Consider the following 13,827-nt stretch of genomic DNA (forward strand, 5'->3'; position numbering starts at 1 on the left):
TCACAGGTTCGCCAGCACCTCGGTCGCGACCAGGTCGAGGTGGTCGAGGTCGGCCAGGTCCAGCACCTGGAGGTAGATCCGCTGGCTGCCGATCTTGGCGTACCGGTCGATGGTGCTCAGGACCTCGTCGGGCGTACCGGCGAGACCGTTGGTCCGCAGCTCGTCCGGGTCACGGCCGATGGCGCCGGCCCGGCGGGCCACCTCGGCGTCGTCGCGTCCGCAGCAGAGCACCAGCGCGTTGGACCAGACCAGCTCCGCCGGATCGCGGCCGATCTCGGCGCACGCCGCGCGGACGCGATCGAACTGCGCCGCCGAATCCGCCGCCGACGCGAACGGCAGGTTGAACTCGTCGGCGTAGCGGGCGGCCAGCCGGGGCGTCCGCTTGGGCCCCATCCCGCCGAGCAGGATCGGCGGGCGGGGCTGCTGCACCGGCTTGGGCAGGGCCGGCGAGTCGCTGACCGGGTAGTACCGGCCCGGGTGGTTGAACAGTTCCCCCGCCGGGGTGGACCAGAGGCCGGTGATGACCGCGAGCTGCTCCTCCAGCCGGTCGAACCGCTCGCCCAGGGCCGGGAACGGGATGCCGTACGCGGTGTGCTCGTCGCCGTACCAGCCGGTGCCGATGCCCAGCTCCACCCGACCGCCGCTCATCTGGTCGACCTGCGCCACCGTGATCGCCAGCGGGCCGGGCAGTCGGAACGTGGCGGCGGTCATCAGCGTGCCGAGCCGGATGCGGCTGGTGTCGCGGGCCAGACCGGCCAGCGTGGTCCACGCGTCGGTGGGGCCGGGGTCGCCGCTCACCGAGCCCATCTTGAGGTAGTGGTCGGAGCGGAAGAACGCCCCGAAGCCGGCGTCCTCGGCACGTCGGGCCACCGCGAGCAGTTGGTCGTACGTGGCGCCCTGCTGGGGTTCGGTGAAGATCCGCAGTTCCATGCTCCGAGCATAGATAGGCGGCCTTCGGCGCCGCTCCGGGACGGCCGGCTTCCTCCCCTGCCGGGTTGCTGACCGGGCCGCCCCAGAACCGCCGGGCCGGTCAGACGTACGGCCGGGTGGCGTACGCGGTCCGCAGCGCGGCCAACCCGGCCGCCTTCGGCGACAGGGTGCCCCACCCGGAGTTGAAGTAGTTGGTTCGCACGATCTGGGGCCCGCGCTCGGCGTTGAGCTGCGCGATCGCCGCCGGAACGGTGGTGATCCAGGCGGCCTGGTCGGGGATCTCCGCGGACCGCACCCCGTACTCGGCGATGATCACCGGCTTGGACAGGGCCACCGGGCCGAGGTCCGCCACCGCCCAGTCCTTCGTCCGGCGGAAGCGGGCCAGCGCGGTCTGGCCGGTGGCGGTCGCGTAGGCGTTCCACTGGAGGTAGTCCAGTCGGGACATCAGCGCCTCCGGGTGGGTGCGCTGGAAGCACGCCCGGTCGAAGCCGCCCAGACCGACGGAGAAGGTGGTGCCGGTGGGCAACGTCCGGGCCTTGAACCACGTGACGATGTAGTTCACGGCCTGCACCGCCCGCGCGTCGGACTCGGCCCAGGTGTACGCCTTGCCGGCCTCGGTCGTGCCGAACTCGTGGTCGGTGTCCAGCTCGGACGCGAGCTGGATGTTCACCCCGAAGCCGAGCGCCCGGTACTGGGACAGGGCACGCGCGAACAGCCCGTCGCACTGGCCGTTGAGCACCTGGGTGTACCCGTACGCCTTCGGCCAGGTGGTGCCGGGACGCTGCTGGATCGTCATCGACGGCGCCGGCACGGTGTAGGTGACGCCGTCGACGGTGAAGGTCTGCGGCCCGGCGTTGCCGGCCCCGTAGTGCTTCAACTCCAGGACCATGTTCATCTGCACGCCGGCCTTGCCCAGGTTCACCAGCCAGGGCCGGTTGTAGCCGGGGAAGATGTAGCCGTCGGCGAAGCTGCGGTACTGGGTCAACGAGCGGAAGTTGCCGCCGGCCATGTCGGCGGTGGGATCGGCCCCGCCGGACAGGTAGTAACCGCCGAGCACCGGTTGGCGCAGTGTGTAGTCGACCCCGGCCGTCGCCGTGTTGCCGGCGGCGTCGCGGACCTGGACGGTGACCCGGGGCATCACGCCACCGCCCGGTACACGGCGACCGAGCCGTTGTCGGAGACCCGGGACCAGGTACGCCCGGAGTTGTCGGAGACGGTCACGGTGAGCGGGTCGATGACCGCGGTGACCTTGACCGGCGCGCTGCTGTTGCCCTGCGCGTCGGTGACCACGATGGTGACGGTCAGCGGTTTGGTGTCGGCGTCGGAGTACGTGACGGTCAGCAGCATCTGGTCACCCGGCGCGAAGACGGATGCGTTCAGGGCTGCGGTCGCGGTGGGAGCCGCCATGGCAGGGCCTCTCTGATTCGGTCGCCCGGTCGGGCGCGCGGGTGAGCGACGCCGGACAGGGCGGGATCCACGATGCGTGTGGTGGACAGGGCACGTGGACGACGTGCCGGTGGGCGACGTCGCCGATGGTGGACGGTGACACCGCTGCGGGCGCCTCCCAGCGGTGTGGGGCGGCCGAGCCGTACGCCTCGTCGGGCCGGCGGCTGTGCCGGGCCCGCACCGGCGGGGCCGGGCCGGCGAGGGCGGCACCGGAACGGACCATGCTGTCCGTACCGGGCGCAAGGGCGGGGATGTGGCCCGACAGCCACCGCCTTCTCACCTGCCCCAAGCGTCCCCTACCAGGGGCTTTACCGTCTTGTCCGGTTAGCGACAAACGCCCTGATGTCGGGTTGTGCGTCGGCGGTGGGGATAGCCGATCGAAAGCTCCTCGACAGCGCGCTGTGCTCAACTACCGCCGTGCCGCGAGCCGACGACAGGTGCCTGCACGACCTGGTGACCGAGCAGGCCGCCCGGACGCCCGAAGCGGTGGCCGTGCTGGCCGACGACGGGGAGCTGCGCTACGCCGACCTGGTGGCCCGCGCCAACCGGCTCGCCCATCGCCTGCGCGACCGTGCAGTCGACGTGGACACCCCGGTCGGGGTCGTCGCCGAACGGGGGGTCGATCTGGTCGTCGCGCTGCTCGGGGCGCTGATCGCGGGCGGCGCGTACGTGCCGCTCGACCCGGATCTGCCCGCCGAGCGGCTGCGCTACCAGCTCGACGACGCCGACCCGCCGGTGGTGCTGGCACAACGCCACCTGCTCGACCGGATCCCCGGCGTCGGTCCGGCGCGGTGGTGCGTCATCGACGACGAGTCGGCGCAGCGGGTGCCGGACACCCCGCCGGAGCAACGCGCCACCCCGGACAGCCTCGCCTACATCATCTACACGTCCGGCTCCACCGGCCGACCCAAGGGTGTCTGCGTGCCGCACCGGGGCATCGTCAACCGGATCCGCTGGATGCAGGACACCTACCGGCTACGAGCCGACGACGTGGTGCTGCAGAAGACCCCGTACGGCTTCGACGTGTCGGTGTGGGAGTTCTTCTGGCCGCTGGTCGCCGGGGCGCGGCTGGTGCTGGCCCGGCCGGGCGGGCACCGCGACCCCGCCTACCTGGCGGCGACGGTCGTCGAGCGAGGCGTGACCACGCTGCACTTCGTGCCGACGATGCTGGCGCAGTTCCTGGCCGAACCCGACCTGCCGACCTTGCCGACGGTACGACGGGTGTTCTGCAGCGGCGAGGCCCTGCCGGTCGCCCTGGCCCGGGAGGCGACCCGGCGGCTCCCCGGTGACCTGCACAACCTGTACGGCCCCACCGAGGCGTCGGTGGACGTCTCCGCACACCGGGTCCGGCCACCGCTGCACACCACGAGCGTGCCGATCGGCACCCCCATCAGCAACGTCAGCCTGCACGTGCTGGACGACGACCTGGCCCCGGCGCCCACCGGTGTCGTCGGTGAGCTGTACATCGGCGGAATCGGCCTGGCCCGTGGCTACCACCGTCGTCCCGCGTTGACGGCCGAGACGTTCGTGCCCGATCCCACCGGCGGTGGTCGGCTCTACCGCACCGGCGACCTGGCCCGCCGGCTGCCCGATGGCGAGTTCGACTTCGTGGGTCGCCGCGACGGGCAGGTGAAGATCCGCGGCAACCGCGTCGAGCTGGGCGAGATCGAACAGACGCTGCTGGAGCACGAGGGGGTCCGCGAGGCGGCGGTGACCGTGCGGTACCTCGACTCCGGGCATCCGCAGCTGGTGGCGTACGTCGCACCGCCCGGCCCCGGGGTGGACGAGCTGCGGGCCGGGCTGGCGCGCCGGCTGCCGGACTACATGGTGCCCGCACTGTTCGTGGCCCTGGACCACCTGCCGGTCACCCCGAGCGGCAAGACCGACCGTCGGGCGTTGCCCGCGCCACCCGACGACGAGCCGGGTCCGACCGGCGCTTTCGCCGACGGGGAGGTGGACGGGGGCGTACCGGCACTGCTGGCCGCGCTCTGGTCGCAGGTGCTGGAGCGGGCCCGGGTGGGTCCGCACGACGACTTCTTCGCGCTCGGCGGTGACTCGGTGCTGGCCATGCGGGTGGTGGCGGCGGCACGCCGGTCCGGGCTCCGGTTGACCACCCGGCAGCTGTTCGCGTACCCGACGGTTGCCGCGCTGGCGCCGCACGTCCAGACGGTCGGGACGGTGCCGGAGCCGCTGGACGGCCCGCCGTTCGCGCTCTGCCCGGTCGACGCCGCGCTGCTGAGCGACCCGCCCGGTGGTCCGGCGCGGCTGGTCGACGCGTACCCGCTGACCCCCATGCAGGAGGGCATGCTCTTTCACACCCTGCTCTCCCCCGGCGAGGCGGACTACCTCCAGCAGCACGTCTACCGACTGACCCGGCCGGTGGACGTGGCGGCGCTGGCTGACGCGTGGCGGGAGGCGGTCCGCCGGCATCCGGCGCTGCGCACGAGCGTCCGGTGGGACGACGTCGCCGAGCCGGTGCAGCTCGTCCACGAGGGGCACCCACCCGACGTGCGGGTGCTCGACGGGCCGGTCGACCTGGGACGGCTGTTGGCCGACGAGCGCCACGCCGGCCTCGACCTGGCCGCCGCACCACCGGTACGCCTCACTCTCGTCCGCGCGGCCGAACGTGTCGACCTCGTGCTCACCTTCCACCATCTGCTGCTCGACGGGTGGAGCCTGGCCGTCCTGCTCGCCGAGGTGCTCGACGGGCGGCGTGAGCCGGTGATCCCGCCGCGGCGGCACCTGCGCTGGCTGGCCGACGCGGACCGGTCCACCGCCCACTGGAAGCGGCTGCTCGCCGGCTTCACGGAGCCCACGGCCCTGCCCCGGCCGCCCGAGGGCGATCCCGGCGGCGCGGATCCACAGGTTCGATCCGTTCCGCAGGTGGGCCTGCCGGGCACCCGGGTGGCCCGGCTGCCCCTCACCGACCGGCTGCGGGCCGCGCTGACCGCCCGTGCCGCCGGCATCGGCGCGACGCCGTACGCGGTGACGCTCGGGGCGTGGGCGCTGGTCCTGGCCGGACACGCGGACCGCGAAGACGTGGTGGTCGGGGTGACGGTCGCCGGTCGACCCGACGACCTGCCCGGCGCGGACGCCGTCGTCGGTCTGCTGATCAACACGGTGCCGCTGCGGGTACGACTCGACCCCGAGACGCCCTTCGCCGAGACGGTACGGACCGTGCAGGCCCAGCAGGTCGCCAGCCGGGAGTTCGAACACCAGTCGCTGACCGACATCACCCGCGCCAGCGAACTGCCGCCGGGGACACCGCTGTTCCACAGCATCGTGGTCTTCCAGAACCACCCGCCCCTGCCGGCGGGACTGGTGCCCGTGGACGTGGTGGAGAGCACCGGTTACCCGCTGACCCTGGTGGTGGAGCCGACCCCGGACCTGGTGCTGCGCCTGCTGGTCGAGGGGGACGCGGTGAGCGCGGCCGAGGGCGGGCGGCTGCTGATCGACCTCCGGCGCGTTCTCGAATTCGTCGTGGCCCACCCCGACGCCACGACAGGCGAGGTACGGGCCTCGCTCAGGTCCGCTTGAGCACCCCGTCGATCACCGCGAGCGCGCGGTCGACGTCAGCGCCGGTCACCCCGGAGTGGGTGACCGCCCGGACCCGGCCGTGCCCCAACTCGGCCAGGGCCACCCCCGCCGCGTGGGCCTCGGCGAGGAACCGCTCCCGGGTCAGCCGGTGCTCCGGCACCCGGAACATCACGATGTTGGTCTGCACCGCCGCAGGATCGACCTCGACACCGTCGATGGTCGCCAACCCGTCGGCGAGTCGGCGGGCGTTCGCATGGTCCTCGGCGAGCCGGCCGTGCTCCCGGATCGCGATGATGCCGGCCGCCGCGATGACGCCGGCCTGGCGCATTCCGCCGCCGAGCATCTTGCGGACCCGGCGGACCCGCTCGATCAGGTCGGCGTCGCCGACCACCATCGAGCCGATCGGCGCGCCGAGCCCCTTGGAGAGGCAGAACTGCACCGAATCGGCGTACCGCGCGATTTCCGCGACGTCGACGCCCGCGCCGACCGCGGCGTTGAAGATCCGCGCGCCGTCGAGGTGCACCGGCACCCCGCGCCCGTCCGCGAACCGGCGGACCTCGGCCAGGTAGGTCGTGGGCAGGATCGCGCCGCCGCAACGGTTCTGCGTGTTCTCCAGGCAGATCAACGCGGGTACGGCGAACTGCGGGTCGTCCGGGTCGTCGGGGAACCCGGCGGCCAGGTCGCTCAGCAGCAGCCGGCCGTCGGGCTGGTTCGGCACCGGCAGGTAGGTCACGCCGCCGCAGACCGACGCGCCGCCGGCCTCGTAGATGTAGATGTCGCTCTCCGCGCCCACCAGCATGGCCGCGCCGCGCGGCGCGTGCGCCATGATCGTCGCCAGGTTGGCCATCGTGCCGCTCGGGGTCAGACACGCCGCCTGCTTGCCCAACGTGGACGCGGCCAACTCCTCCAGCTCGCGGACGGTCGGGTCCTCGGCGTACACGTCGTCGCCGAGCGGGGCGCGGACCATCGCCTCGCGCATCGCCGGGGTGGGCAGGGTGAAGGTGTCGCTGCGCAGCTCGATCACGGCACGTCCACCCGGACCGTGAGCAGGTCGCCGGCCTCGGCGAGGACGGCGAGCACCTGGTCCGCGTCGTCACCGACGGCGATCAGGTGTCCCACCCGGTCGTACGCGTTCTCCGGTGGTCGCACCCGCGTCTCCGGGGCGGCGGTGACGGTCACTCCGCGCACCCCCGCCCGACGCCGGGCCTCTTCCACCCCGTCCACGCCGGCCAGGATGCCGGCACGGTCGGCGGTCAGGAAGCGGATGCCGGCGTACCCCTTGCCGGTCGGGGTGAGCGTGACCGGCAGGCCGGTCGCCGCGCGCAGTTGCGCGTCGAGCAGTTCCACACCCGTGGCGGCCCGGATCAGCTCGGGAATCATCCCGCCGGCCGGACGCGGGTTGATCTCGATAAGCGTCGGTCCGGCCGGGGTGAGCCGCACCTCGGTGTGGGTCGCGCCGACGCGCATGCCGGCGGCGTCCAGCGCCTCGCGGACCAGGTCGGTCACCTCCGTGGCGACGGTCGGGGGAAGCCCCGACGGGAACACGTGCTGCCGCTCCACGAAGAACGGCGGCGGGTCGACCTGCTTGTCGGTCAGGCCCAGGCAGTGCTGCGTCTCACCCGTGCCGAACATCTCCACGCTCACCTCCGGCCCGTCCAGGTATGCCTCCACGAGCACCCGCCGTGCGGTGGGCAGGCCCCGCACGTTGTGACGTACGGCGAGGACGCGCGCGGTCTGGTCGAGCGCCTCGGCGACCGTGGCGCAGAGCCGCACGCCGTTCGATCCGGAGTCGTCGACCGGTTTGACCACACAGGGCAGGCCCACGCGCTCGACCGCCGCCGCGACCCGGTCGGCGAGTGTCTCGTCCGGATCCTCCGCGACGATCGCGTACCGGGGTTGGCGTACCCCGGCGGCGTCGAGGGCTACCCGCAACCGGCCCTTGTCCCGGCAGGTCAGCACCGCGTCGACGGGGTTGCCGGGCAGCCCGAGCCAGCCCGTCAGCTCGGCCACCGCCGGCACGAAGAAGTCGCTGGTGCTGGTCACCCCGGCGAGGTCCTCCCGGCGGTAGCGGCCCTGCACGAACGCGCGCAGCGCCGGCACCGACGCGGTGTCGCAGACCAGGACGTCGGCGCCCGTCTCGGCCAGTCCGGCGTACCGGGTCGGATCGGCGCTCAGCAGCACCGGGTTGAAGCCCAGGTCGGCGGCGCGGCGCAGGGCGAGCATCCCGGTGCCGGTGGTGTTGGACTCGACGAAGAGCAGGTGCCGCGGGTCGGCCGGCGGGGTGAGGGTCGCCCGCGACCACGAGGTGACCACGGTGTCCGGCTCGACGACGGCCGGTTCGGCGGCCAGCGGCAGCGCGGTGATCCCGTTGGCGGCCCAGTAGTCGTCGTCGTAGACGGTGTCGGCGTACCGGTCGCCGCGGTCGGGGAAGATGCCGACGACCCGACCGCCGGGCGGGGTACGGCGGGCCACGTCGCACAGCGCGCGGTAGACCGACCCGGACGTGTTACCGGCGAAGATCTGCTGCTCGCGGGCCAGCTCCCGGGTGGCGGCGAACGCCTCGTGGTCGTTGAGCCAGTGCACCTCGTCGACCAGCCGGCGGTCCAGGTTGGCCGGCAGGAGGCTGTTGCCCAGGCCACTCTGCAGCCGGCCGGGCCGGTCCGGCTGGCCGAAGAGCATGCTGCCCACGCAGTCCACCCCGACCACCCGTAGGGCGGGCAGGCGTCGGCGTAGCGCCCGGGAGCTGCCGCAGAGCGATCCGCCGCTGCCCACCGAGCCGACCAGCACGTCGAACGGGCCGAGGTCGGCAAGCAGCTCGTCGGCGAGCCACGCGTACGCCCCCGGGTTGTCCGGGTTGCTGTACTGCTGCGGCCAGAACGCCCCGGGCAGGCCGGCCAGCAACTCCTGAAGCCGCTCGATCCGGGCGCTCTGCCAGCCGTGGGAGGTCATCGCCGACACCACGTGCACCTCGCAGCCGAGCGCCCGCAGCTTCGCCAGCGTCACCCGGTCGATACGCGGGTCCGTGACGATGTGCACCGGGTGGCCGAGCGAACGGCCGACCAGGGCCACGCCGAGGGCCATCGTGCCCGACGAGCTCTCCACCACCGGGTCGCCGTCGGCGAGCACACCCAGCCGGCGAGCCTCGACGATCATGGCGCGGGCGACGCGGTCCTTCATCCCGTACAGGTTCTGCAACTCCAGCTTCGCGTACACCTCGACGTCCGGCGTGTCGGGCATCCGCAGGCGGACCAGCGGGGTGTGGCCGATGGCATCGCGGATCGCGTCGAAGCGCATCAGCCGCTCCCGGAGAGTTCGTCGGCGCCGAGCGACCGGTGCACGGTCACCTGGCCGGGCAGCGCGGCGCACGCCAGGCGCACGTGCTCGATCTTCGCGGCGCGTTCCGGGTCGTCCTCGGCGAGCAGGACACCCAGGGCGGTGCCGCTGTGCGCGATGACGAGGCCGTAACCCTCCACCTCGCGGCAGAGCCGGTGCACCACGTCGAAGTGCCGGCGCGGACGCAGCTTGCCGTTGAGCACGGCGCTGCGGGTGGTGACCCGGCCGACAGCGGCCAGGTCACCGGCGCGTACCGCTTCGGTCAGGGCGGTGAGCAGCCGGGCGTACTCCTGCTTGTCGGCGTCGTCGAACGGCTTCGGGATCCGGTTGAAGCGGATCGTGTCGACCGCGCCACCCTCGTCGTGCGCCACCACGGTGAGCGCGGGCAGGACGCCGATCCGTTCCCGCAGCCGCACCTCGCGGTGGTAGAAGGCGACGATCCCGTCGTACATGACGCCGTCGGAGGGCTCGATCTGGCGCAGCAGCGACTCGATGGTGCGCTCGCTCAGCGGCATGCCGAACGCGTCCCCGACGGCCCGCGCGGTGGCTACCAGGTCCGCCGACGAGCTGGCGAAGCCCTTGCCCTCGGCCAACTCGCCACCCAGCTCCAGCACGCCTCCCCCGGAGAGGCCGAAAAGCTCCATGATGGTCGCGGCCAGTCGCGCCGACTTGCGCTTGTGCCGCGGGAAGACACGGATGTGGTCCAGGTCGTTGGTCGGCCAGAAGGTGGCCGTCGCCCACTGGGCCATCGGGAACGTCACCAGGAAATCCCGGTCGGCGTCGGGCAGGACACCCTGCAACAGCTCACCGAACGTGCCGAACGCCGTTCCGACGCCGAGCCGGCCGGTGGCCGCCAGCAGCGCGTCCCGGTCGGCGGTACACGCCCCCTCGCCCATGCCGTCAGCCGATCCCGTGGCCCGTGCCCGCCGGGACCGACCCCAGCAGCCGATCGGTCTCCTCGAGCGCCGCCCGGTCGGTCGCGGCCCGCCGCTCCCACTGCGCGCGCAGCTCGTCGTGGTCCCGCGCCTGCGCCGACAGCAGGTCTGCCACGGCGGAGGGCCGGGTCGAGCCGGTGGTACGCCGGGCCGCCAACCCGGCGTGCACGTCGAACGCCTCGCGCAGCAGCGTCGCCGGATCGACCAGCCGGTACCCCTCGGCGGCCGTGGTCTCCGCCAGCAGCTCGGGGTCGGTGTCCCGGGGGGCCCGGCCGGACGCCGCTGCGGCGACCACGTACCGGCCGGCGAGCACCTGGGCCCGCCGCCACGGCACGCCCTCGCGCAGGGTGAGCAGGTTGGCCAGCGCGAACCCGCCCAGGAACTCGCGCTCGCACGCGGCCAGCATCCGCTCTGGACGCAGGCGCAGGCCGTCCACCACGGCGGTCAGCAACCGCAGCAGCGACCGCGTGGCACCGATCGCGGTGTACAGGTGGGCGCCGGCCTCCTTGGACACCTCGACCAGATTGGCGTACGGGGTGTTGCGCTGGCCGAGCAGCGCGTCGGTGTGGAACGCGCCCAGGTGCGCCGAACGGCCCCGGATCCGTTCCAGGATCGGGAAGTTCTTCTTCTGCGGCATGGCCGAGGAGATGCCGCTCAGCTCGTCGGGCAGGTCCAGAAAGCCCAGGTCGCTGCTGCCCCAGGCGATCAGGTCGGTGACGAAACGGCTGGTCTCCGCGCCGAAGAGGGACAGCTCGGCGGTGACCTCCAGCACCCAGCGCCGGGACGCCACGGCGGTCAGCGCGTGCGGCTGGGCCGCCCGGAAGCCGAGCAGCCGGGCCATCCGGTCGCGGTCCCACGGGAGGTCCTGGCCGGCCATCGCGCCCGCCCCGAGCGGGCACACGTCGATGGCTTCGTACGTGCTCAGCAGCCGGCGCAGGGTGTGCAGCACGTGCCCGGAGAAGGCGGCCAGATGGAAGCCCGGCGTGATCACCTGCGCGGCCTGGAAGTGGGTGTAACCGGGCATCGGCGTCGTGGTGTATTCGGCGGCCCGGCGACGCAGGGCGGCATCCAGGCCGAGCAGGGCCTGCGCCACCACGACCACCTGCCGCCGGCCGAACAGCAACTGCGCGGTGGCCTGGAGGTCGTTGCGACTGCGGTCGACGTGCCAGAGCGGCAACGGATCGCTCAATGCGGCCTCGACGTGCCGTTCCAGGGCGAACGCCAGATCCGACAGGTTGGCCACCGGGTCGGCGGTGAGCGCGGCCGGGCCGGCGCTGTCCAGGCCGGCCGCCACGGCCGCCGCCTGGTCGGCGGTGAGCAGCCCCATCCGCTGGTACTCCAGGGCCAGCACCTTCTCGACCGCCACGTACGACCCGAGCAGGTGTTCGACCTCGAAGTGGAACTGCGGCGCCAGAACCTCGTCGTGGAGCAGCCGGCCGGGTGGGTCGTCGATCCGTCCGGTCAGGCCGGACGGCGCGCTGATATTCACGATCGGCCTCCCCGTTGCGCCGGCCGCAGAAACATACCCAGGCCCGCAGCGACGTGACAACCCCCGTCGATATTCGCCGGTCCGCGACATACCGCGGCGAAAGCGCATCGATAGCGGGCTCTGGCACGGTGGCTGGCGGCGAGGAGGTGCCGTGACGTCACTGGACGAGATGTTCGCGCGACAGGCCCACCGGACACCGTCGGCGACCGCCGTGGTGGACGACGACGGCACGCTTGACTACGCGACGCTGGACCGGCGGGTGGGCCACCTGGCCGCCACGCTGCGCGCCGCGGGTGTCCGGGCCGACCAGCCCGTCGGGCTCGTCCTGGACCGGTCGAGGCACATGGTGGTCGGCGTGCTGGCCGTGCTGCGTGCCGGCGGCGCGTACGTGCCGATCGAGCCGGAGACACCAACCGCCCGCCGGGAGGCGATCCTGGCCGACGCCGCCGCCACCGTCTGCGTGGTGGGCCCGGCCCTGGCGGACGAGGTACGCGCCACCGGGCGGACCGCCGTGGTCCCCGACACCGACCCCGCCGGCAACGCGCCGCTGGAGTCGACGTCGGCGCACCCGGACCAGCTCTGCGCCATCTACTACACCTCCGGCTCCACCGGCCGGCCCAAGGGCGTCGCGTGCACCCACGGCGGCTGGGCCAACCGGATGCGCTGGATGCAGGAGCGACACCACCTCCAGCCCGGCGAGACGGTGTTGCAGAAGACCACGCTGACCTTCGACGACGCGGCGGTCGAGCTGCTGTGGCCGCTGCTGGTCGGCGGCCGGGTGGCCATGCTCGCCCCGGGCGCGCACCGCGACCCCCGGGCCATCATCGACGCGGCGGTCCGCCACGAGGCCGTCCACCTGCAGTTCGTGCCGAGCGTGTTCGACCTCTTCCTGGAGACGCTCACGGACGCCGACGTGGCCGGGTTGACCCGCCTGCGCAGCGTCCTGTGTAGCGGCGAGGCGCTGCGTCCGGAGCTGGTGCGGCGGTTCTTCGCACGGTTCCCCGACGGGGTCTCGCTCGACAACACCTGGGGCGCCACCGAGGTCTCGATCGACTCGACGTACCACATCTGCCGGCCGGAAGACGGCCGCGCCGACGGCACGAGCGTGCCCATCGGCCAGCCCATGACCGGCAACCGGGTCACCGTGCGCGACGCCCGGCACCAGCCGGTCCGCGCCGGCGAGGTGGGCGAGCTGTGCATCGGCGGGATCGGCCTGGCGCGCGGCTACCAGGGCGACCCGCGGCGCACCGCGGCGGCCTTCGTGCCCGACCCGGACGGCTTCGGCGCCCGGATGTACCGCACCGGCGACCGCGGCGCGCAGCGCCCGGACGGGACGCTGGCGTTCGTCGACCGCGTCGACCACCAGGTCAAGATCCGCGGTGTACGCATCGAGTTGGGCGAGGTGGAGGCCGCGCTGCGCAGCCATCCCGAGGTCGCCGACGCGGTGGTGCTCGCCCTCGGCACCGGCACCAGACACCTCGCCGCCTACCTGGTGCCCCGGTCGGCGGGCGGCTGCTCGGTGGACGACGTGCGCGCCCACCTGCGCGCGGTGCTGACCAGCTACGCCGTGCCCACCCACTTCACCGTGCTCGATCGGCTGCCGCTGCATCCCAACGGCAAGGTCGACCGGGCCGCGCTGGCGGCACTGCCGGCGTCCGGCGCCGACGAGGGCGCGCTGCTGGCCCCCCGAACGGTCACCGAGGAGACCGTCGCCGAGATCTGGTGCGCGGTGCTCGACGTCGACCGGATCGGTGTGGACCAGGACTTCTTCGCCGCCGGCGGGCACTCGCTGCTCGCGGTGCGCGTCCTGAGCCGACTGCGGCAGGCGTTCGGCCTGGACATCCCGCTGCGGCTGATCTTCGACCATCCGACCATCGCGACGTCCGCGGCGGAGCTGGAACGGCTCGTGCTGGCGGACCTGGAGGGAGCAGCACGGTGACGAGCGAAACCGACGAGCTGTCGTACCGCGTCGTGCTCAACCATGAGGAGCAGTACTCGATCTGGCCGGCCGAGCGGCCGGTGCCGGCGGGCTGGCGGGCCGAGGGCACCACCGGCACGCGCGAGGAGTGCCTCGCCCACGTCGAGCGGGTCTGGGTGGACATGCGCCCGGCGAGCCTGCGCCGGCACCTGGACGGCGAGCCGGACGACGTGGCCTGA

At 73.3% G+C, this 13,827-nt stretch carries 10 protein-coding genes; 3 read left to right on the forward strand and 7 right to left on the reverse strand.

Annotation, left to right across the window (positions count from 1 at the left end; translation table 11 throughout):
• The 3 genes from ACQPZK_RS24060 to ACQPZK_RS24070 all read right to left on the reverse strand — a co-directional run bounded on the left by ACQPZK_RS24060 (window position 1) and on the right by ACQPZK_RS24070 (window position 2,337).
• Window positions 1–930: an LLM class F420-dependent oxidoreductase gene (locus ACQPZK_RS24060; protein WP_433535146.1), complete on the reverse strand. Its 930-nt coding sequence runs from the start codon at window positions 928–930 to the stop codon at window positions 1–3.
• Window positions 931–1,030: 100 nt separating this feature from the next.
• Window positions 1,031–2,068: a hypothetical protein gene (locus ACQPZK_RS24065; RefSeq protein ID WP_433535147.1), complete on the reverse strand. Its 1,038-nt coding sequence runs from the start codon at window positions 2,066–2,068 to the stop codon at window positions 1,031–1,033.
• Window positions 2,068–2,337, reverse strand: coding sequence for a hypothetical protein (locus tag ACQPZK_RS24070; protein ID WP_234584413.1), 270 nt, complete (start codon window positions 2,335–2,337; stop codon window positions 2,068–2,070). The genes ACQPZK_RS24065 and ACQPZK_RS24070 overlap by 1 nt, the downstream gene beginning before the upstream one ends.
• 456 nt (window positions 2,338–2,793) lie before the next feature.
• Here ACQPZK_RS24070 and ACQPZK_RS24075 point away from each other — a divergent pair, with 456 nt between their 5' ends.
• Window positions 2,794–5,913, forward strand: coding sequence for an amino acid adenylation domain-containing protein (locus ACQPZK_RS24075; RefSeq protein WP_433535148.1), 3,120 nt, complete (start codon window positions 2,794–2,796; stop codon window positions 5,911–5,913).
• Here ACQPZK_RS24075 and ACQPZK_RS24080 read toward each other — a convergent pair.
• The 4 genes from ACQPZK_RS24080 to ACQPZK_RS24095 are packed head-to-tail and all read right to left on the reverse strand — an operon-like array spanning window position 5,900 to window position 11,670.
• Window positions 5,900–6,937 carry a GntG family PLP-dependent aldolase gene (locus ACQPZK_RS24080; protein WP_433535149.1) on the reverse strand — a complete coding sequence of 346 codons (1,038 nt, stop codon included), beginning with the start codon at window positions 6,935–6,937 and terminating at the stop codon, window positions 5,900–5,902. The two genes, ACQPZK_RS24075 and ACQPZK_RS24080, sit on opposite strands and share 14 nt — an antisense overlap.
• A complete protein-coding gene (locus ACQPZK_RS24085) occupies window positions 6,934–9,207 on the reverse strand; it encodes a pyridoxal-phosphate dependent enzyme (RefSeq protein ID WP_433535150.1) in 2,274 nt (757 codons plus the stop codon). Before ACQPZK_RS24085 ends, ACQPZK_RS24080 begins: the two co-directional genes overlap by 4 nt.
• On the reverse strand, window positions 9,207–10,142 hold the full coding sequence (locus ACQPZK_RS24090) for a kinase (protein ID WP_433535151.1): 936 nt from the start codon (window positions 10,140–10,142) through the stop codon (window positions 9,207–9,209). The genes ACQPZK_RS24085 and ACQPZK_RS24090 overlap by 1 nt, the downstream gene beginning before the upstream one ends.
• Window positions 10,143–10,146: 4 nt before the next feature.
• Window positions 10,147–11,670, reverse strand: coding sequence for an argininosuccinate lyase (locus tag ACQPZK_RS24095; protein ID WP_433535152.1), 1,524 nt, complete (start codon window positions 11,668–11,670; stop codon window positions 10,147–10,149).
• A 151-nt stretch (window positions 11,671–11,821) separates the two neighbouring features.
• Here ACQPZK_RS24095 and ACQPZK_RS24100 point away from each other — a divergent pair, with 151 nt between their 5' ends.
• Together ACQPZK_RS24100 and ACQPZK_RS24105 are read left to right on the forward strand one after the other, a co-directional pair.
• Window positions 11,822–13,609 (forward strand): non-ribosomal peptide synthetase, encoded by a 1,788-nt coding sequence (locus tag ACQPZK_RS24100; RefSeq protein ID WP_433535153.1) that lies wholly within the window; start codon window positions 11,822–11,824, stop codon window positions 13,607–13,609.
• Window positions 13,606–13,827, forward strand: a complete 222-nt coding sequence (locus tag ACQPZK_RS24105) for an MbtH family protein (RefSeq protein WP_433535154.1) — start codon at window positions 13,606–13,608, stop codon at window positions 13,825–13,827. The genes ACQPZK_RS24100 and ACQPZK_RS24105 overlap by 4 nt, the downstream gene beginning before the upstream one ends.

Source organism: Micromonospora sp. CA-249363 (genome assembly GCF_050950185.1).
GTDB lineage: Bacteria > Actinomycetota > Actinomycetes > Mycobacteriales > Micromonosporaceae > Micromonospora.

Excerpts from the sequence above, each read along its gene's own strand:
- ACQPZK_RS24065 (WP_433535147.1), bottom strand. The coding sequence starts at position 2,068 with ATGCCCCGGGTCACCGTCCAGGTCCGCGACGCCGCCGGCAACACGGCG.
- ACQPZK_RS24060 (WP_433535146.1), bottom strand. The coding sequence starts at position 930 with ATGGAACTGCGGATCTTCACCGAACCCCAGCAGGGCGCCACGTACGAC.
- ACQPZK_RS24090 (WP_433535151.1), bottom strand. The coding sequence starts at position 10,142 with ATGGGCGAGGGGGCGTGTACCGCCGACCGGGACGCGCTGCTGGCGGCC.
- ACQPZK_RS24070 (WP_234584413.1), bottom strand. The coding sequence starts at position 2,337 with ATGGCGGCTCCCACCGCGACCGCAGCCCTGAACGCATCCGTCTTCGCG.
- ACQPZK_RS24085 (WP_433535150.1), bottom strand. The coding sequence starts at position 9,207 with ATGCGCTTCGACGCGATCCGCGATGCCATCGGCCACACCCCGCTGGTC.